General features: G+C 37.7%; 18 protein-coding genes. 16 read left to right on the top strand and 2 right to left on the bottom strand.

Translation table 11 applies throughout. The features are described 5' to 3' along the window. The first annotated feature begins 150 nt into the window (after positions 1-150). The 5 genes from IGJ34_RS08445 to ybaK all read left to right on the top strand — a co-directional run bounded on the left by IGJ34_RS08445 (position 151) and on the right by ybaK (position 5682). Entirely contained in the window at positions 151-2208 is a 2058-nt protein-coding gene (locus tag IGJ34_RS08445) for an FAD-dependent oxidoreductase (RefSeq protein WP_430597215.1), read from the top strand. Between the two features lie 17 nt (positions 2209-2225). Further along, positions 2226-3104 (top strand): shikimate dehydrogenase, encoded by an 879-nt coding sequence (locus IGJ34_RS08440; RefSeq protein ID WP_069654827.1) that lies wholly within the window; start codon positions 2226-2228, stop codon positions 3102-3104. A 16-nt stretch (positions 3105-3120) separates the two neighbouring features. After that, entirely contained in the window at positions 3121-4323 is a 1203-nt protein-coding gene (locus IGJ34_RS08435; RefSeq protein WP_111247928.1) for an MFS transporter, read from the top strand. A 14-nt stretch (positions 4324-4337) separates the two neighbouring features. Then, entirely contained in the window at positions 4338-5093 is a 756-nt protein-coding gene (aroD, locus tag IGJ34_RS08430) for a type I 3-dehydroquinate dehydratase (RefSeq protein ID WP_069654829.1), read from the top strand. A gap of 100 nt (positions 5094-5193) precedes the next feature. Next, the gene (ybaK, locus tag IGJ34_RS08425) at positions 5194-5682 is read left to right on the top strand and encodes a Cys-tRNA(Pro) deacylase (RefSeq protein WP_069654830.1); all 489 of its coding nucleotides are present in this window, start codon (positions 5194-5196) and stop codon (positions 5680-5682) included. 22 nt (positions 5683-5704) lie between these two features. Here ybaK and IGJ34_RS08420 read toward each other — a convergent pair whose 3' ends face one another. Continuing rightward, a complete protein-coding gene (locus IGJ34_RS08420) occupies positions 5705-6100 on the bottom strand; it encodes a ribonuclease HI family protein (RefSeq protein WP_069654831.1) in 396 nt (131 codons plus the stop codon). An 83-nt stretch (positions 6101-6183) separates the two neighbouring features. On the opposite strand from IGJ34_RS08420, the gene IGJ34_RS08415 reads away from it, so the two are divergent. Then, positions 6184-6627 (top strand): EbsA family protein, encoded by a 444-nt coding sequence (locus IGJ34_RS08415; RefSeq protein ID WP_111247925.1) that lies wholly within the window; start codon positions 6184-6186, stop codon positions 6625-6627. Between the two features lie 35 nt (positions 6628-6662). Here the strand turns inward: IGJ34_RS08415 and IGJ34_RS08410 are convergent, their stop codons facing one another. Next, entirely contained in the window at positions 6663-6863 is a 201-nt protein-coding gene (locus IGJ34_RS08410; RefSeq protein WP_206850115.1) for a cold-shock protein, read from the bottom strand. A gap of 361 nt (positions 6864-7224) precedes the next feature. Here IGJ34_RS08410 and IGJ34_RS08405 point away from each other — a divergent pair, with 361 nt between their 5' ends. From IGJ34_RS08405 to carB, 10 genes are all read left to right on the top strand, one after another. Then, positions 7225-7608, top strand: a complete 384-nt coding sequence (locus IGJ34_RS08405; RefSeq protein ID WP_430597214.1) for a hypothetical protein — start codon at positions 7225-7227, stop codon at positions 7606-7608. Further along, positions 7608-8309, top strand: coding sequence for a CBS domain-containing protein (locus IGJ34_RS08400; protein WP_069654834.1), 702 nt, complete (start codon positions 7608-7610; stop codon positions 8307-8309). The genes IGJ34_RS08405 and IGJ34_RS08400 overlap by 1 nt, the downstream gene beginning before the upstream one ends. A gap of 6 nt (positions 8310-8315) precedes the next feature. Beyond that, positions 8316-8792, top strand: a complete 477-nt coding sequence (lspA, locus tag IGJ34_RS08395) for a signal peptidase II (protein WP_069654835.1) — start codon at positions 8316-8318, stop codon at positions 8790-8792. Then, the gene (locus tag IGJ34_RS08390) at positions 8779-9684 is read left to right on the top strand and encodes an RluA family pseudouridine synthase (RefSeq protein WP_069654836.1); all 906 of its coding nucleotides are present in this window, start codon (positions 8779-8781) and stop codon (positions 9682-9684) included. Before lspA ends, IGJ34_RS08390 begins: the two co-directional genes overlap by 14 nt. A gap of 430 nt (positions 9685-10114) precedes the next feature. Then, positions 10115-10672, top strand: a complete 558-nt coding sequence (gene pyrR / locus IGJ34_RS08385; RefSeq protein ID WP_206836380.1) for a bifunctional pyr operon transcriptional regulator/uracil phosphoribosyltransferase PyrR — start codon at positions 10115-10117, stop codon at positions 10670-10672. A gap of 33 nt (positions 10673-10705) precedes the next feature. Then, entirely contained in the window at positions 10706-11992 is a 1287-nt protein-coding gene (locus IGJ34_RS08380) for a solute carrier family 23 protein (protein ID WP_069654838.1), read from the top strand. 38 nt (positions 11993-12030) lie between these two features. After that, a complete protein-coding gene (locus IGJ34_RS08375) occupies positions 12031-12957 on the top strand; it encodes an aspartate carbamoyltransferase catalytic subunit (protein WP_111247921.1) in 927 nt (308 codons plus the stop codon). A gap of 9 nt (positions 12958-12966) precedes the next feature. Beyond that, on the top strand, positions 12967-14250 hold the full coding sequence (locus tag IGJ34_RS08370) for a dihydroorotase (RefSeq protein ID WP_430597213.1): 1284 nt from the start codon (positions 12967-12969) through the stop codon (positions 14248-14250). A 2-nt stretch (positions 14251-14252) separates the two neighbouring features. Further along, positions 14253-15332, top strand: coding sequence for a carbamoyl phosphate synthase small subunit (locus IGJ34_RS08365; protein WP_430597212.1), 1080 nt, complete (start codon positions 14253-14255; stop codon positions 15330-15332). Next, positions 15332-18511: a carbamoyl-phosphate synthase large subunit gene (gene carB / locus IGJ34_RS08360; protein WP_430597211.1), complete on the top strand. Its 3180-nt coding sequence runs from the start codon at positions 15332-15334 to the stop codon at positions 18509-18511. The genes IGJ34_RS08365 and carB overlap by 1 nt, the downstream gene beginning before the upstream one ends. Positions 18512-18590: the final 79 nt, after the last annotated feature.

Here is an 18590-nt window from a genome sequence, read left to right as displayed (position 1 = left end):
ATAGTAATTGTGAATTATTTAACAATGTGAGGTTGAGTTAAGTATTTTTCAGGAAAAACGAAGACAATAAAAAGTGTCGTCATTTCTTTTTCCCTATTTCTCTATCGAGGCTAAAAAAGCTCCCTTCACATTTAAATTTAGGAGGTAACCATGAATAATTATCAAGCAATCTTTGAACCTTTAACTGTAAAACGAATGACTTTAAAAAATCGTGTTGTTATGCCACCAATGGGAACAAACTTCGCTAACATGGACGGAACGTTCAGTATGCAACATGTTTCATACTATGAACAACGTGCCAAAGGCGGAACAGGATTGATCACGCTAGAAAACGTATGCATTGATTATCCGATGGGGACTAATGGTGCTCGTCAATTAAGAATGGACAATGATCAATACATTTCAGGTTTATGGCATTTCAATGAAAAAATGCACGCATATGGTGCCTGTACTTCAGTTCAAATCAATCATGCGGGAGCTTCTGCATACGGATTACGTTTAGATGGAGAGCAACCCGTTTCGGCATCGAACATTCCTTCTAAAAAAGGCAATCCGATACCACGACCACTGACCGAAGAAGAAATATATGGTATTGTGGATCGTTATGCTGATGGTGCGCTAAGAGCGCAACGTGCTGGATTTGATTGTGTAGAAATTCACGCAGGACACTCGTATCTCTTAAGTCAATTCTTATCTCCATTGTATAATAAACGAACGGATAAATTTGGTGGAAGTCCTGAAAATCGTGCACGTTTTACAAAATTAGTGGTTGAAGCTGTTAGAAAAGCTGTAGGACCATTTTTCCCAATTTCGCTTCGTTTTAGTGCGGATGAATTATTAGAAGGTGGTAATACATTAGAAGATACAATCGAGATTTTAAGCTATTTTGCAGATGAAGTGGATATTTTGAACGTATCTGCTGCATTGAATGACAGTTTACAATATCAAATCGATAAAATGAATTTAGAGGATGGTTGGCGTGCTTACATGTCAAAAGCGGTCAAAGAACGTTTTCCAGATAAAGTAACAGTAACGTCTGGAAATATCCGCAGTCCTAAACGGGCGACAGAAATTCTAGAATCAGGAGATGCGGATTTGTTGGCAATGGGCCGAGGGTTGATTGCTGAACCCAATTGGGTCAATAAAGTGGCTAACGGACAAGAAGATTTACTAAGAAAATGTATCTCTTGCAATATTGGTTGTGCGGATCATCGGATCGCAAAAGCACGTCCGATGCGTTGTACTGTCAATCCAGACCTACATTATGAAGATGAGTATAAAATGAAACCCGTTTTACATCCAACAAAAATGGTCGTTATCGGTGGTGGTACGACTGGACTTGAAGCTGCGGCAACAGCGGCTGAAGTTGGTGTGAGCGTAGAGCTTTTTGAACAAAAAAATTATTTAGGTGGATTAGGGCATGAAATCGCTCGGTTCCCAGATAAGAAAAGAATCGATGATTTTATTACGTATGAAATCAATCGTTGCAAAGAATTGGATAACTTAGCGATTCATTTAAATCATGCAGCAACTTTAGAAGATATACAAGCAATTGGACCAGACATTATCGTGAATGCTACTGGAGCAAAACCATTATTACCACCAATCAATGGATTAAAAGAACAATTAGATAATCCAAACAGAAAGATCTTTTCTATTTTTGATATTTTAGATGATATGACGAAATTCCAAGAATTTGAAGGAAAAGAAGTTGTTGTAATCGGCGGCGGTGCAGTTGGTTTAGATGTTGTAGAATATTACGCTGAACGTGGTGCTAAAAAAGTCAGCATCGTTGAAATGCAAGGGGAGATCGGAAAAGATCTTGACTTGATTACAAAGCTTGCAATGATGGAAATCGTTGAAAAATTTGGAGTAGAAGTGCATGTAGAAACAAAATTGACGGAAGTTAGAGAAAATAGTTTTTTAGTTGAAAAAGATGGAGAAATGATGGAATTACCATTTGATTTAGGTTTCGTATGTCTTGGCATGCGCGCAGAAGCACCAATGATTCGTGAATTGGATCAGTATGCTAGAAGTAATGGCGCTGTACTTTTAAATATGGGGGATAGTAAAGTTGCTAGACGAATCATGGAAGGAACGAGAGAAGCGCGTGATATCCTTAAAACAATCGAAGTGCTAGAAAACACTCGTACACAAAAGATGTTATTTGAACAAACAAAAAGATTACAAGCAACAAAAACTATATAAAGTGAGGGAACTTAAAAATGACAGAAAGAATTGACGGACACACACTATTGATCAGTTTGATTGCAACACCAATACGCCATAGTTTATCACCAACTATGCATAATGAGGCGTTTGCCAAGTTAGGTTTAGACTATGCATATATGGCTTTCGAAGTAGGAAATGAAGAATTAAAAGATGCCGTTCAAGGGATTCGTGCGTTAGGCATTCGCGGTTCGAATGTTTCAATGCCAAATAAGCAAGCTATCATTCCTTATTTAGATGAGCTTTCACCTGCTGCAAAATTAGTCGGCGCAGTAAACACTGTGACGAATAAAGATGGAAAAGGGCATTTAGTCGGACACGTGACTGATGGGACAGGCGCAATGCGTGCATTAAAAGAAGAAGGCGTAGAAGTTGAAAATCAAATTATTACGATGACTGGTGCTGGAGGTGCTGGAACCGCAATTGCAATCCAAGCAGCATTAGATGGCGCAAAGGAACTACGTATTTTTAATATCAACGATCAACATTACAAAAATGCTGAAGAAACTGTGAAAAAAATTAATGAAAACACTGAGTGTAAAGCTACTTTAACGGATTTAGCTGATCAAGTGTCATTCAAACAATCAATCAGTGAAAGTGCTATTTATATCGATGCAACAGGTGTTGGCATGAAACCATTGCAAGAAGAGAGCTTGATTAATGACCCAGAAGTGATTCGTCCAGATTTAGTTGTTTTTGATGTTGTCTATATGCCAAAAGAAACAAAACTATTAAAATTTGCGCGCGAACATGGTGCAAAGAAAACCATCAACGGTTTAGGGATGATGCTTTATCAAGGCGCTGAAGCATTCAAGCATTTCACTGGGGAAGATATGCCTGTTGATTATATTAAAGAATTACTATTTAAGGACTAACAGTTAGGAGAAAACGATGAAAAACAAATACACACCGACCGCTATCGGTCTATATATCAATTATATTGTCCACGGTATGGGCGTTATCATTATTTCACAAAATCAAAATTCATTGATGACCCAATGGGATACAGACTTGATGGGGATCGCTAAAGTTATTTCAATGTTAGGAATCGGACGTCTGATTGCCATCATGATTTCGGGTCGTTTATCGGATAAATTCGGACGTAAACCATTTATTTATTTAGGAATGATTACCTATGCAGCTTATTTCTTTGGAATATTATATAGTCCAAGTGTTGAATTGGCGATGTTTTTTGCAGTAGTTGCCGGAATTTCTAATTCATTCCTAGATTCTGGAACATATCCTGCTTTGATGGAATCATTTCCTAAAACAGCTGGGACTGCAACTGTACTGTTGAAAGCCTTTATTCAAGGTGGACAATTTGCTCTTCCATTGATCATTAAATTTTTAGCTTCAAATCACTTATGGTTTGGTTGGTCATTTATGATTGCTGCCATTTTACTTGGTGTGAATGCCATTTTCTTATGGAAACAACCATTTCCAGATGCAGATGCAAAACTAGCGGAAGAAACGGAAGAAGCCTTTGAGCAAGCACCAACCGTTAAATTTAAGTCAAAACCTAAGATGGCTATTGAAGGGGTTGCTTTTGTAATCTATGGTTTTATTGCACAGGCAACGTTCTATCTCATTAGTCAATTTATTGGAACCTATGGTGAACAAGTCGCTGGTATGGCACAAACAGATGCGGGCGTGTTAGTTTCTTATTATTCTATTGGCTCATTATTATGTGTAGCTTTTACTGCAATTATGGCTTCTAAAGTTCGTTCAGTTTATTTAGTTGTGATTTATACATTCGTTTCATTTTTGACGATTGCTATTATGTGGTTATTCCCAACACCACTCGTTTGTATGATTGGTGCAGCCCTAGTCGGTTTCTTTGCCGCAGGTGGCGTGTTACAATTAGGGTTGACTGTTATGGGTGAAATGTTCCCAGCTGGTAAAGGAACAATCACAGGGATTTATTATACATTTGGAAGTATTGCTTCATTTGTTATTCCAGTAGCAGCAGCTCAAATTGCTAAAACCAATGTTCGGGGTATCATGTTATTCGATACAATCATTGCAGGAATTGGTTTTGTTTTAGCCGTAATTATTTTTATTCGTTATCGCCAAACGGTCGATACATCTAAATAGGAGGATACAAAAATATGAGTACAGTTAGAGTTAAAAACGTGACTCTCGGAAGTGGGAGTCCTAAAATCATCGTTCCTCTAGTAGGTAAAAATGAAGTAGAACTAATTGAAGAAGCCAAACATTTAGTAACAATCGATTGCGATTTAGTTGAGTGGCGTGTTGATTTTTTTGATCAAGTAGCTGATTTTCAAGCAGCTGCTAATATGTCAAAAAAAATCGCAGAAATCTTAACAGATAAACCCGTACTTTTCACGTTCCGAACAAAACAAGAAGGCGGAGAAATTGCATTTTCAGATGAACAATATTTTGGTTTGTACAAAACAGTTATTGAAAATGGTATTATTGATTTATTGGATGTTGAATTGTTTATGGATGAAACATATGTTCAAGAAACGATCAAAGCAGCGCACGAAAAAAACATTAAAATCGTGATGTGTAATCATGATTTTGATAAGACACCTACTAAAGAAGAAATCGTTTCAAGATTATGTCGCATGCAAGAAAAAAATGCTGATATCTGTAAAATCGCTGTAATGCCACAATCGTCAGATGATGTATTGACTCTTTTGGCAGCTACAAACGAAATGAAGTCGGTACATGCGGATCGACCAATCGTTACCATGTCTATGGGACAATTAGGAATGGTTAGTCGGATGTGTGGAGAGACTTTTGGTTCCGCAATGACTTTTGGAGCCGCTAAAAAGGCATCCGCTCCAGGTCAAGTTCCAGTGGAAGAACTTCGTGAAGTGCTAAAAACGTTAGCATTATAATCAAAAGACTAGTTGGAAACGAGAGTGCTCATTTCTAACTAGTCTTTTTTTCTTGCATCCATGGATTTCTTTGATAAACTTAATCTTGAGGTGAACAAAGATGGCTAAGAAAAAGAAAATACAAAAGACAAATGCAATGAGAATTGTCGAACAACATAAACTTACATACAACGAATATGAGTTTGAATGGAGTGAAGACCATTTAAGTGCGGATAGTGTTGCCAAAAAAATAGGAATAGAAGATGGAAAAATCTTTAAAACATTGGTCACTATAGGAAATAAAACGGGACCTGTTGTAGCTGTAATTCCAGGTAATAAAGAATTAGACTTAAAAAAATTAGCAACTGCAAGCGGCAATAAAAAAGTAGATATGTTACATTTAAAAGATTTAGAAGAAACAACCGGCTATATTAGAGGTGGCTGTTCTCCAATTGGAATGAAAAAACTGTTTCCAACTTATCTGGCTGAAGAAGCTAATCACTTTGACACGATTATAATATCGGCTGGTAAAAGAGGGCTGCAGATAGAGTTGTCTCCATTGTCGATTCTTCAAGTAACAAATGGAAGAATGGCTGATTTAACTACGTAAAATAATGTGTTTTTCTAAAATATTACGAGTATTTTTGTAGCGCCTGTTTTGCTAGAGTATCTGCACCTTTATTCTGGCTTTCAGGTAGCCATTTTACCAATAATAGCGGGAACTGACTTTCCAATTCTTGAAAAGTATGTAGATAAGGTTGGAATAATGGGTTTTTAGCATGTTTTTTTTCAATCGTTTGTACAACGATTTTACTATCGGAATGGATCAACACAGTTTGATTGTTTTGCCTTTTTTCGATGATCAATTGTAGAGCGTTAATAAAAACTTTAAATTCAGCTTCATGGTTGGAACACTCTCCAAGAAAGGTGTGGATTTGCTCGTGTAGTGCATCACCTACAATAACGATACCGCCACCACTAGGACCTGGATTTCCTTTTGTTGCAGCATCGACATATATTCGTAACATAAAAGTCTCCTTATTTTCTTTTTGTTAAAAGTTGAAATGTGGTACTATTATAACATACTGAATTTCTATTAAGGGGTCGCTACATGAAGAAAAGAGTCTATCATTGGCAACCAGAATTATCATCAGCGATAATTTATTGGTCCTGTACATTTGGCATTTTATTTTTAAGTTTGATTTTGACATTGGAACACACTCGTCCTTATTTGATTAGTAACATTGTGTTAGGTATTTTCTTTTTCTTTGTATTACTGGGGCATAATCGTTATTTTATTGTAGAAGACGAGTACTTGATCATTCATGCAATCTTACCAGTAAGACGTAAAAAAATAACATTATCAGCAATTGAAATAATTCGAGTGGGATCTAAATGTATTGAAATAAAAGCTCCTGGGTTTAAAGAAGAGACACAGATGTTTATTATGACAAAAAAAAATAAGACAACTTTTATAGAGGCCATCAAGAACCAAACGTTGTTTAAGGCACAAATTATTGAGGATCCAGATTTAACTATTAGTAAACACTATTAAAAAACAGCATTCTGCTTAGCAGAGTGCTGTTTTTTCTATATTTTCTTCACATGAGCGGCTTGCAAGCCACGTGTACCTTCCATTACTTGAAATTCAACAGCTTGATTTTCTTCTAAAGACTTAAAGCCATCTTCTTCGATTGCTGTGAAATGAACAAAGATTTCCTCGTCTTCATTGTAACCAATAAAGCCATAACCTTTTCTATTATCGAACCACTTGACGAACCCTTTTTCCATTCAAATCACGCTCCTTTATTTTCTAAAGTCTTTCATCATTATAAAGTGAAAAAAGGAAGCCGTCAATCTTTTGCAAAAAAGTCATCTTTGTGACGGAAATGGTTTAAAAGATATAGTATATTGTGAGATAACACATCGAAGAGCTTGTTTTATTTGAATAATGTTCGGGAAAGTCGACGGATTATGGGAAAACACATGTAAAAACTGTTCAAAATGTTGAATTGATTTTTATAATAAAAGCAGTAAATCAATTGGTTTGGTTGCAAAGTCTTTCTATTTAATTCTCATAAAATCAACTTCTTTCTTCCAGTACGCGGATTTTTGTTATATACTTTAAACTAAAGCTCGAGGAGGAATCAACATGAATATTCGTTGTACTAGAAATACCGGATTTTATGGGATGGGCAGTCCAATCGAGATAAGAAGAAATGACATAAAATGGTTTTATTTAAGCCATAACGAAACAAAACAAGTTGAAACAAATGAAATGGAATGCACAATTCAGGCTGCTTTTTTCTTTATGAAAAGTACCCCCATAACGGTGCGAGATTTAGGTCAGACAGTAGAGTTAGAAGTTACGATGAACCCAACACTGATCTCAATTTATGTTATACTCTTCACTGGCATGTTATTGGTTCCAGTGCTACATTTAAACATCTTTGGAATCATACTGTTACTTGTGGTGTATTTTATTTATGTATTGTCAATATTAAATAAAGCATATGTAATCAAGGAGAAAATATGATGGGCGATAGAGCTGAAGAGTTTTTAAGCAGTTTTAACCGCATTGAAAAGTGGTTTCGTGAACAATTAAATAATCCAACAAATATGGGCTTCAGCGAAATGGTTCGCAGACTATCAAGAAAAAAAGACAGTCAAGTCCCGCTTTTTCAAGATGATTTATTGCAGATGGCTCAACTGCGAAATGCGATTGTTCATGAACAGATTTCAACTGATTTTGTAATAGCCGAACCGAATGAATGGGCAGTTAATCGCATGCTGGAAATTGAGAAATCTCTGCTTAGTCCTGAAAAAGTTTTACCACGTTTTGCAAAAAAGGTAACTGGATTCGATTTAACTATTTCGGTTAAAGAAATTTTATCAATTGTAGCTCGTAAACAGTATTCGCAATTTCCAATCTATGACAGTGGGATATTTAAAGGGTTGATAACTGTTCGAGGATTAGGAATTTGGTTAGCGATCGAAAGTTCAAAAGGAGATATCCAATTAGAAGGAAGAAACGCTTCTGAACTTTTGGTAAGTAATTATAAAGAGAACAATTACCAATTTGTCAGTAAAGAAACAACGGTGTTTCAAGTTGAAGAAATGTTTGTGAGTCAAATCAGATTAGAAGCCATCTTGATTACTAAAGATGGCAATCCAAATGGCAGTTTGCTTGGTATTATCCGTCCAAGAGACCTATATAATAATTTAGAGAAGGAATGAAAGCCGTTGTTAGCAGTTTATTTAATTATCAGTGCAGTATTGGTCGGTTTAGATCAGTGGGTCAAATATTTAACGGTAGCCAATATTCCATTGGGCGAAACAAAAGAGTTTATCCCAGGGGTATTATCGTTTACTTACCTTCGAAATACAGGTGCCGCTTGGAGCCTTTTAGAAGGGAAAATGTGGTTTTTCTATATTGTTACGGTAATTGTGGTAGCCGTAGTGTTGTATATCTTAGTAAAAAATATTAATGGAAGTAAATGGTTTACAGTCGGTTTGAGTTTAGTCTTAGCGGGCGCTATCGGTAATTTTATCGATCGCATTCGTCTAGGTTTTGTTGTTGATATGTTCCAAACAGAATTTATTAGCTTTCCTATATTCAATGTTGCTGACTCTGCGCTAGTAGTTGGCGTGATATGTATTTTTATTTATTTGGTTTTAGACGAAAAAGCAGCGAAGGATGGAAAAAATGGAACAAATTAATGTAAAAATAAAACAAGAAAAAGGACGGATCGATAAAGTTCTAAGTGATTTATTGAAAAATCACTCCCGTTCGCAAATTCAGCAGTGGTTAAAAGACCAAAATATAACCGTCAATGGTGATATTACTCGCTCAAATTACAAAGTAAAAGAAAACGACGAGATCAGTATCAATGTGCCTGAACCAGAAGAACTTGATGTTGTTGCAGAAAATATTCCAATTGAAATCGTGTATGAAGATGATGATGTATTAGTCGTTAATAAACCACAAGGGATGGTCGTTCACCCATCGGCAGGACATCAGAATGGGACGCTTGTAAATGCTTTGTTATACCACATAAAGGACTTGTCTTCAATCAATGGAATCATTCGTCCTGGTATTGTTCACCGTATCGATAAAGACACCTCGGGCTTATTGATGGTTGCCAAAAATGATAAAGCACATATTGCTTTAGCAGAACAACTAAAGGATAAAACGTCACTTAGAAAATATATTGCCTTGGTTCATGGTGAAATATCACATGATAAAGGTGAAATCAATGCCCCAATCGGTCGTTCAAAAAATGATCGGAAGATGCAAGCTGTTATAGAAGGCGGAAAACCTGCGGTGACACATTTTGAAGTCTTAGAACGGTTTGAAGGTTTTACGTTACTTCAACTACAATTAGAAACTGGACGCACACATCAAATTCGTGTGCATATGAAATACATCGGCTATCCAGTGGCTGGTGATCCATTATACGGTCCAAGAAAAACGTTAAAAGGCAATGGACAATTTTTACATGCTGAAGTATTAGGATTCAAACATCCTACAACTGGCCAAATGATGGTCTTTGAAGCACCTTTACCTGAACTTTTCGAAAAAACTTTAGACCAATTAAGAAATAATGATTGATTTATTTTAAAAGAAAAGGTACACTGTTTTAGAAAGAAAATTAAATAAGTAATCCTTTAAGAGTAGTCCCGTGAGGCTAAGAAGGAGACATGCAGAACAATTTCTAGGTGCGCTTAGAAAAAATCTGTGTGAATTGAATGGTATCTTTGTATAGATAATTCAATCCTCCTATCCGAACGCGGGTGGGAGGATTTTTTGTTTGGTGTGAATTGCTGTGAATCATTGCGACTGCTTTGCAGAACAGATGACGAACAGTACTTGGCGAACGAAGTGAGCGAAGCTACCATAAGTACTGCATTCCCAAATATCCTCAACTACTTAAAATTAGGAAAAACAGACACACATGAAAAAGAGCAAGTGTAACGCCTTTACACTGAAACAGGAAGCTCATAAGGCATCGGTAAAAACTATATATTTAGGAGGAGAAAAAATGCAAGGAAAAGAAGTCGTTGATGCAGTAACGATGAAACGAGCGTTAACAAGAATCACTTATGAAATTATCGAAAGAAACAAAGGAATCCAAGATATCGTATTGGTGGGAATCAAAACACGTGGTATTTATATCGCTCAAAGAATAGCTGAACGCTTGAAGCAATTGGAGCACATTGAAGTTCCAGTAGGTGAATTGGATATTACCTTGTATCGCGACGATATGGACGGACAATCTATGAAAGAACGTTCATTAGAAGAACCAGAACTACACTCGTCTGATATTCCAGTTTCGTTAGAAGGGAAAGAAGTGATTTTGATCGATGATGTACTCTTTACTGGTCGGACGATTCGAGCAGCGATGGATGCAGTGATGGATCTTGGTCGACCAAGAAAGATTTCATTGGCAGTCCTAGTGGATAGAGGGCATAGAGAACTTCCAATTCGAGCAGATTACGTTGGGAAAAATATACCAACTTCAATGGCAGAAGAAATCATTGTTGAAGTAGAAGAAAAAGATGGCGCAGATCGAATTCTGATCGCAAGCACAGAAGAGTAGTCAAATACAATAGCAAAGATAGGGTAGGTTAAGATGACAGAAAAAGAATTTCGTAATGATGAAGCAGTTTTAGATATTCATGATAGACCAAAGGCAACACATTGGGTCGGTTTAAGTTTACAGCATTTATTCACAATGTTTGGTGCAACAGTTTTAGTGCCAATATTAGTAGGAATCGATCCGGGAATTGCGTTAGTAAGTTCAGGACTTGGAACAATAGTCTATTTATTCGTAACAAAAGGAAAAATTCCTGCTTATTTAGGAAGTAGCTTTGCGTTTATCGCAGCTATGCAGATGCTGATGAAAAGCGATGGCTACCCAGCAATCGCACAAGGGGCTATCACAACAGGATTAGTGTACCTAATCGTTTCTATTATAATCAGTAAAATCGGATCAGCTTGGCTGGACAAAATTTTACCACCAATTGTAGTCGGTCCAGTCGTGATGGTCATCGGATTAGGGCTTGCCTCTAATGCTGCAAATAATGCGATGTTTAACAAAGGCGAATATGATTTTAAATTCATTGCAGTCGCATTGATCACACTTGGTTTAACAATTTTCTATAACATGTTTTTCAAAGGATTTCTGGGCTTGATTCCCATTTTACTTGGCATCGTAAGTGGCTACCTCGTTGCGTTATTGTTCGGTATCGTAGATGTCGAACCAATTAAAAATGCAGCATGGGTTGCTATGCCCAATTTTGAAGTCCCTTTTGTTCAATATCAACCAAAACTACATTTAAACGCAATCACAACAATGGCACCCATCGCCTTTGTTACGATGACAGAGCATATCGGACATTTAATGGTTTTAAACAAACTTACTAAACGGAATTTTTTCCAAGATCCAGGTTTATCAAAAACCTTGATGGGTGATGGTGCTGCTCAAATCGTTGCTGGTTTAGTTGGCGGACCTCCAGTCACAAGTTATGGAGAAAACATCGGAGTGTTAGCCATTACGCGAGTACACAGTGTGTTCGTTATTGCAGGTGCCGCAGTCTTCGCTGTTGGGCTTGGTTTTGTAGGGAAATTAAGTGCAATCATTTTAAGTATCCCCGGTCCAGTCATTTCAGGAATCAGTTTTGTTTTATTCGGAGTTATTGCTGCTAGTGGGTTGAAAATCTTGATTGATAATCAAATTAATTTTGATAAGAAGAAGAATTTACTGATTGCCTCAGTGATTCTAGTTATCGGTATCGGAGGTTTAGTCTTTAAATTGGATACTTTTGAGTTATCATCAATGGCTTTAGCAACAGTTTTAGGCATTATTTTGAACTTGATTTTACCTGAAACAGCACGTAGCGAAGAAAAATCTGTCTAACCAAGCTCTTTCAGCTTTGTTAATAAGGAGGAAAACGAATGATCATCACATCTGAACGTATCAGTTTAAAACATCTTTTAACAGTAGAAGCATTAAGTGATCAGGAAGTAATGGGCTTGATTCACCGTGCGCAAGAGTTTAAACAAGGAGCGACTTGGCAACCGGAGAAAAAACAATATTTTGCGACAAATTTATTCTTTGAAAATAGTACACGGACGCACAAGAGCTTCGATGTTGCAGAGAAAAAATTAGGCATCGAAGTCATCGAGTTCGAAGAAAGTATGAGCTCGGTAAAAAAAGGTGAGACGCTTTATGATACAGTGCTGACTATGTCGGCAATCGGAGTGGATGTGGCAGTCATTCGTCACGGGGAAGAAAATTATTACGATGAACTGATCCAAAGTAAAACAATCCAGTGTTCCATTATCAATGGTGGAGATGGTAGTGGACAGCATCCTACTCAATGTCTACTAGATTTAATGACAATTTATGAAGAATTTAAACACTTTGAAGGATTAAAAATCGCAATCGTGGGCGATATCACTCATTCCCGAGTTGCAAAATCCAACATGCAGATGCTAAAACGATTAGGAGCAACAATCTTTTTCTCAGGGCCAGAAGAGTGGTACGATAAGCAATTTGAAGCGTATGGACATTATATGCCATTAGATGAAGTGATCGAAACAGTAGATGTTATGATGCTACTTAGAGTACAACATGAGCGTCATGATGGATCGGAACTGTTTTCGAAAGAGGAGTATCATCAGCAATACGGTTTAACGGTTGAACGAGCAAAACAATTACAAAAACATGCGGTTATCATGCATCCAGCGCCTGTCAATCGTGACGTAGAGCTTGCAGATTCTTTAGTTGAAGGAATTCAATCCAGAATCATCCAGCAGATGAGTAACGGCGTTTATATGAGAATGGCAATTTTAGAGGCAGTATTACACGGAAAGGCATAGGTGAACAAAATGAAAACACTTATCAAAAATGGCAGAATCGTAAAGAAAGACAATCAATTGATACTAGCAGAAATTTGGATTGAAGATGGCAAGATCAAAGCAATCGGAACATCTTTTGAAGAAAGTACCTTTGAAAAAGTTTATGATGCTAAAGGACAATTGATGACACCTGGATTAGTGGATGTACATGTGCATCTGAGAGAGCCGGGCTTTACGTACAAAGAAACAATCGAAACAGGTAGTAAATCAGCTGCAAGAGGTGGATATACAACCGTTTGCGCGATGCCTAACTTAAATCCTGTCCCTGATACTGCGGAAAAATTAAAAGATGTATACAAAATCATTGAAGAAAATGCGGTAGTAAAAGTTCTACAGTATGCACCCATTACAGAAGAATTACGCAGCGAAATATTGACTGATCAAAAAGCGTTAAAAGAAGTTGGAGCTTTTGCATTTACAAATGATGGCGTAGGGGTACAAACAGCTGGGACAATGTATCTTGCAATGAAAGAAGCGGCAGCGAACGATATGGCGATCGTGGCTCATACAGAAGATGAATCACTTCTTTTTGGTGGGGTAATGCACGAAGGCGAAATCTCAAAAAAACTGAGGTTACCTGGGATTTTAAGCTCTACTGAAGCTTCACAGATTGCTCGAGACGTCGTTTTAGCAGGAGAAACAGGAGTTCACTACCATGTCTGTCACGTCTCTACACAAGAAAGTGTTCGGGTAATCCGCGATGCAAAGCGAGCTGGAATTCACGTAACAGCAGAAGTTGCTCCGCACCATTTGATTTTAGTCGATGAAGATATCCCAGAAGACAATGGTTTTTGGAAAATGAATCCGCCACTTAGAGCAATCTCAGATCGAGAGGCTTTAATCGAAGGATTATTGGATGGCACGATTGACTGCATTGCAACAGACCACGCACCCCATGGCTTAGAAGAAAAAAATCAAACGTTTCTAAAAGCACCATTTGGAATCGTTGGAAGTGAGACTGCATTTCAATTAATTTATACCCACTTTGTTGAAACAGGAAAATTTACCTTAGAACAAGTGATCAACTGGATGGCAACCAAGCCTGCTGAAATTTTCGGTATAGACGCAGGGACACTCACAATAGGTGCTCAAGCAGACATTGCCGTTTTCGATTTAGAGTTGGAAGAAGCAATTGATGATAAAGATTTTGAGTCGATGGGAATCAATACTCCATTTGTTGGCTGGAAAGTAAAAGGGAACACATTAATGACCTTTGTTGATGGTAAATCAGCTTGGTCTAAGGGAGATGCATAAATTTGAAACGACTATTGATACTAGAAGACGGAACTGTTTTTGAAGGAAAAGCGTTTGGTGCAGCTGTTAATGTTGTTGGCGAAGTTGTATTTACAACAAGTATGACAGGCTATCAAGAAACAATCACTGATCAAAGTTTCAATGGTCAAATTATTACATTTACCTATCCGATGGTTGGAAATTATGGTGTTAATCGTGATGATTATGAATCGATTTCGCCAACATGTAAAGGAGTAGTCGTTAAAGAACATGCAAGACTTGCTTCAAATTGGCGTGCTCAAATGACATTGGATGAATTTTTAAAAAGAAAAGGAATTCCTGGGATTTCTGGAATTGATACTCGCGCTCTAACACGAAAACTTCGCTCAGTTGGGACAATGAAAGCTGCGTTTGTTGATGCAGATGACGACTTGACACATGAATTTGATCAGTTAAAGGCAACGGTTTTACCAAAGAATCAAGTCGCTCAAGTATCTACAACAAAACCATATCCAAGTCCAGGTATCGGTCGAAATGTTGTCGTGGTTGATTTTGGATTAAAACATAGTATATTACGTGAGTTATCCAAACGTCAGTGCAACTTAACTGTTTTACCGTATAATACCACTGCTGAAACAATTTTAGAGCTTTCACCAGATGGTGTCATGCTGACAAATGGACCTGGAGATCCAAAAGATGTACCAGAAGCACTTGAGATGATTCAAGTGATTCAAGGTAAAGTACCGATTTTTGGCATTTGTCTAGGTCATCAGCTGTTTGCCTTAGCGAACGGAGCCGATACCTACAAGATGAAATTTGGTCATCGAGGATTAAACCATCCAGTTAAAGAAATTGCAACAGGAAGAATCGACTTTACTTCTCAAAATCACGGTTATGCAGTAGATGAAACAACCGTTGATCCTGAAAAATTATTCATTACTCACGTTGAAGTAAATGATGGTTCTGTTGAAGGAGTCAGACATCGCCAATACCCAGCCTTCACAGTGCAATATCATCCAGATGCGGCTCCAGGACCTCATGACGGGCTTCATTTATTTGACGAATTTATGGAATTAATGGATGCATGGAAGGAGCAAGACTAATGCCAAAAAGATCAGATATCAAAAAAATCATGGTTATTGGTTCGGGGCCAATTATTATCGGCCAAGCCGCAGAATTTGATTATGCCGGCACACAGGCATGTCTTGCTTTAAAAGAAGAAGGATACGAAGTCGTTTTGGTCAATTCAAATCCAGCGACCATTATGACGGACAAAGAAATTGCGGATCACGTTTATATCGAACCTATCACATTAGAATTTGTCTCACGAATTTTGAGAAAAGAACGTCCAGATGCATTATTGCCTACTTTAGGTGGACAAACGGGTCTGAATATGGCAATGGAACTAGCGGCTTCTGGTATTTTAGACGAACTGAAAGTGGAATTATTAGGAACAAAATTAGAGGCAATCGACCAAGCCGAAGACCGCGATCTATTTAAGCAACTGATGGAAGAGTTAAATCAACCTATTCCTGAAAGTGAAATTGTCAACACTGTTGAACAAGCAGTAGCATTTGCTAATGCAATTGGCTATCCAATTATCGTACGTCCTGCATTCACTTTAGGTGGAACTGGCGGTGGAATGTGTGATAACGAAGAAGAATTGCGGATCATTGCTGAAAATGGTCTGAAATTATCTCCTGCAACACAATGCTTGATTGAAAAAAGTATCGCCGGTTTTAAGGAAATTGAATATGAAGTAATGCGCGATTCAGCGGATAATGCGATTGTTGTGTGTAACATGGAAAACTTCGATCCAGTTGGAATCCATACAGGAGACTCAATCGTTTTTGCACCAAGCCAAACCTTATCTGATTATGAATATCAAATGCTCCGTGATGCATCCCTTAAAATCATTAGAGCTTTGAAAATAGAAGGAGGCTGCAATGTTCAGTTAGCGTTAGACCCTCACAGTTTCAACTATTATGTGATTGAAGTAAATCCTCGCGTCTCTCGGTCCTCAGCCTTAGCTAGTAAAGCAACCGGGTACCCAATTGCGAAACTAGCTGCGAAAATCGCTGTAGGCTTAACTTTAGATGAAATGAAAAATCCAGTTACAGAAACAACTTATGCTGAATTTGAACCAGCGTTGGATTACGTTGTTGCAAAGATTCCTCGTTGGCCCTTTGACAAATTTGAAAAAGGGGAACGGCGCTTAGGAACACAAATGAAGGCGACTGGAGAAGTGATGGCGATAGGACGAAACATCGAAGAGTCGTTATTAAAAGCGGTTCGTTCGCTTGAAATCGGCGCATACCATAACGAATTAACAGAAGTCGAAAACGTTAGCGATGAGCTATTGACTGAAAAAATTGTGAAAGCTCAAGATGACCGATTATTCTACCTATCAGAAGCTATTCGAAGAGGATTTACGATTGAGGATCTGGCCATGCTTACCAAGATTGATTTATTCTTCTTAGATAAACTGCTGCACATTTTTGAATTAGAAACGGCATTGCAAGAGAATATCAACGATGTCGAACGTTTGAAAGAAGCAAAACAAAACGGTTTTACCGATCGAAAAATTGCTGAATTATGGGAAGTCACAGAACAGACCGTTAGGAAGTTTCGTCATGAACAAAAGATTCTCCCTATTTATAAAATGGTCGATACTTGTGCTGCAGAGTTTGAATCTCAAACGCCTTACTTTTACAGCACTTATGAATCTGAAAATGAAAGTATTCCCTCTGAAAAACCTTCTGTATTAGTTCTGGGTTCAGGTCCTATCAGAATTGGTCAAGGAGTAGAGTTTGACTATGCAACGGTTCACTCTGTAAAAGCGATTCAGGAAGCAGGCTTTGAAGCAATTATTATGAATAGTAATCCTGAAACTGTTTCAACAGATTTCTCAATTTCAGATAAACTTTATTTTGAGCCATTAACACTAGAAGATGTGATGAATGTAATCGAACTAGAGCAACCAATGGGTGTTATTGTTCAGTTCGGCGGCCAAACCGCAATCAACCTAGCGGAACCTTTAGTAAGACAAGGGGTGAAGATTCTTGGAACATCAATAGATGATCTAGATCGAGCTGAAAATCGTGATTTGTTTGAACAAGCATTACAAGAACTAGATATTCCGCAACCGCCTGGTGATACTGCGACCAGTGCTGCAGAGGCGGTGGCAGTGGCCAATAAAATTGGTTATCCTGTTTTAGTTCGCCCAAGTTATGTTCTTGGTGGTCGGGCGATGGAGATTGTTGAGAATCAAACTGATTTAGAAGATTACATGAGCAATGCTGTAAAAGCTTCTCCGGAACATCCTGTACTAGTCGATAGTTATTTAATAGGTAAAGAATGCGAAGTTGATGCAATTTGTGATGGTCAAACAGTGTTGATTCCAGGAATAATGGAACATATAGAGCGCGCAGGAGTTCATTCCGGTGATTCTATGGCAGTCTATCCTCCGCAAACTTTATCCAAAGAAATTCAACAAACAATTTCTGATTACACAAGAAAATTAGCAATTGGACTAAATTGTGTCGGTATGATGAATAGTCAATTCGTTATTCATGAAGAAAAAGTTTACGTAATTGAAGTCAACCCTCGAGCTAGTCGAACAGCGCCATTCTTAAGCAAAATTACTGGAATTCCGATGGCTCAAGTAGCAACAAAAGTAATTCTTGGTGAAAAACTAACAGATTTAGGCTATAAAGATGGTTTATATCCTGAAAGCCAACAAGTACACATTAAAGCGCCCGTATTTTCTTTTACGAAACTTCAAAAAGTAGACACGTACTTAGGACCTGAAATGAAATCAACGGGCGAAGTGATGGGATCAGATTACAGTTTAGAAAAAGCATTATATAAAGCTTTTGAGGCTTCTGGACTTCACTTGCCAAGTTTTGGAGCTGTATTATTTACTATAGCGGATGAAACGAAAGAAGAATCATTGGCATTAGCGAAGCGTTTCAATGAGATTGGTTATAGCTTGATTGCAACCAAAGGGACGGCAGAATTTTTTGCGGAATATGGCCTACTAGTGAAAACGGTTCTTAAAATAAATCAAGGGGGAGAGACAGTTCTTGACTTGATTCGTAATGGTGAAGCACAAGTAGTTGTTAATACGATGGATAAAAATCGCTCCGATCTAAATCAAGATGGATTTTTGATTCGTCGAGAAGCGGTAGAACACGGGGTTCCACTTTTAACCTCTCTTGATACGGCAGAAGCCATTTTAAAAGTCTTAGAATCACGAGCATTTTCAACTAAATCAATCTAATTTCTTGAGGTTGGGTCATCACGTTGTGAGTCACATCCTAACCTATTCTAGTACAATAAAAAGTTGTAAAGGAGTATCA

The organism is Enterococcus sp. AZ177, from assembly GCF_050544585.1.
In the GTDB taxonomy this organism is placed as follows: Bacteria; Bacillota; Bacilli; order Lactobacillales; family Enterococcaceae; genus Enterococcus_L; species Enterococcus_L plantarum.
This window is presented reverse-complemented; position numbering and strand designations above follow the sequence as displayed.

Excerpts from the sequence above, each read along its gene's own strand:
- IGJ34_RS08445 (WP_430597215.1), top strand. The coding sequence starts at position 151 with ATGAATAATTATCAAGCAATCTTTGAACCTTTAACTGTAAAACGAATG.
- IGJ34_RS08440 (WP_069654827.1), top strand. The coding sequence starts at position 2,226 with ATGACAGAAAGAATTGACGGACACACACTATTGATCAGTTTGATTGCA.
- IGJ34_RS08435 (WP_111247928.1), top strand. The coding sequence starts at position 3,121 with ATGAAAAACAAATACACACCGACCGCTATCGGTCTATATATCAATTAT.
- aroD (WP_069654829.1), top strand. The coding sequence starts at position 4,338 with ATGAGTACAGTTAGAGTTAAAAACGTGACTCTCGGAAGTGGGAGTCCT.
- ybaK (WP_069654830.1), top strand. The coding sequence starts at position 5,194 with ATGGCTAAGAAAAAGAAAATACAAAAGACAAATGCAATGAGAATTGTC.
- IGJ34_RS08420 (WP_069654831.1), bottom strand. The coding sequence starts at position 6,100 with ATGTTACGAATATATGTCGATGCTGCAACAAAAGGAAATCCAGGTCCT.
- IGJ34_RS08415 (WP_111247925.1), top strand. The coding sequence starts at position 6,184 with ATGAAGAAAAGAGTCTATCATTGGCAACCAGAATTATCATCAGCGATA.
- IGJ34_RS08410 (WP_206850115.1), bottom strand. The coding sequence starts at position 6,863 with ATGGAAAAAGGGTTCGTCAAGTGGTTCGATAATAGAAAAGGTTATGGC.
- IGJ34_RS08405 (WP_430597214.1), top strand. The coding sequence starts at position 7,225 with ATGAATATTCGTTGTACTAGAAATACCGGATTTTATGGGATGGGCAGT.
- IGJ34_RS08400 (WP_069654834.1), top strand. The coding sequence starts at position 7,608 with ATGGGCGATAGAGCTGAAGAGTTTTTAAGCAGTTTTAACCGCATTGAA.
- IGJ34_RS08390 (WP_069654836.1), top strand. The coding sequence starts at position 8,779 with ATGGAACAAATTAATGTAAAAATAAAACAAGAAAAAGGACGGATCGAT.
- pyrR (WP_206836380.1), top strand. The coding sequence starts at position 10,115 with ATGCAAGGAAAAGAAGTCGTTGATGCAGTAACGATGAAACGAGCGTTA.
- IGJ34_RS08380 (WP_069654838.1), top strand. The coding sequence starts at position 10,706 with ATGACAGAAAAAGAATTTCGTAATGATGAAGCAGTTTTAGATATTCAT.
- IGJ34_RS08375 (WP_111247921.1), top strand. The coding sequence starts at position 12,031 with ATGATCATCACATCTGAACGTATCAGTTTAAAACATCTTTTAACAGTA.
- IGJ34_RS08370 (WP_430597213.1), top strand. The coding sequence starts at position 12,967 with ATGAAAACACTTATCAAAAATGGCAGAATCGTAAAGAAAGACAATCAA.
- carB (WP_430597211.1), top strand. The coding sequence starts at position 15,332 with ATGCCAAAAAGATCAGATATCAAAAAAATCATGGTTATTGGTTCGGGG.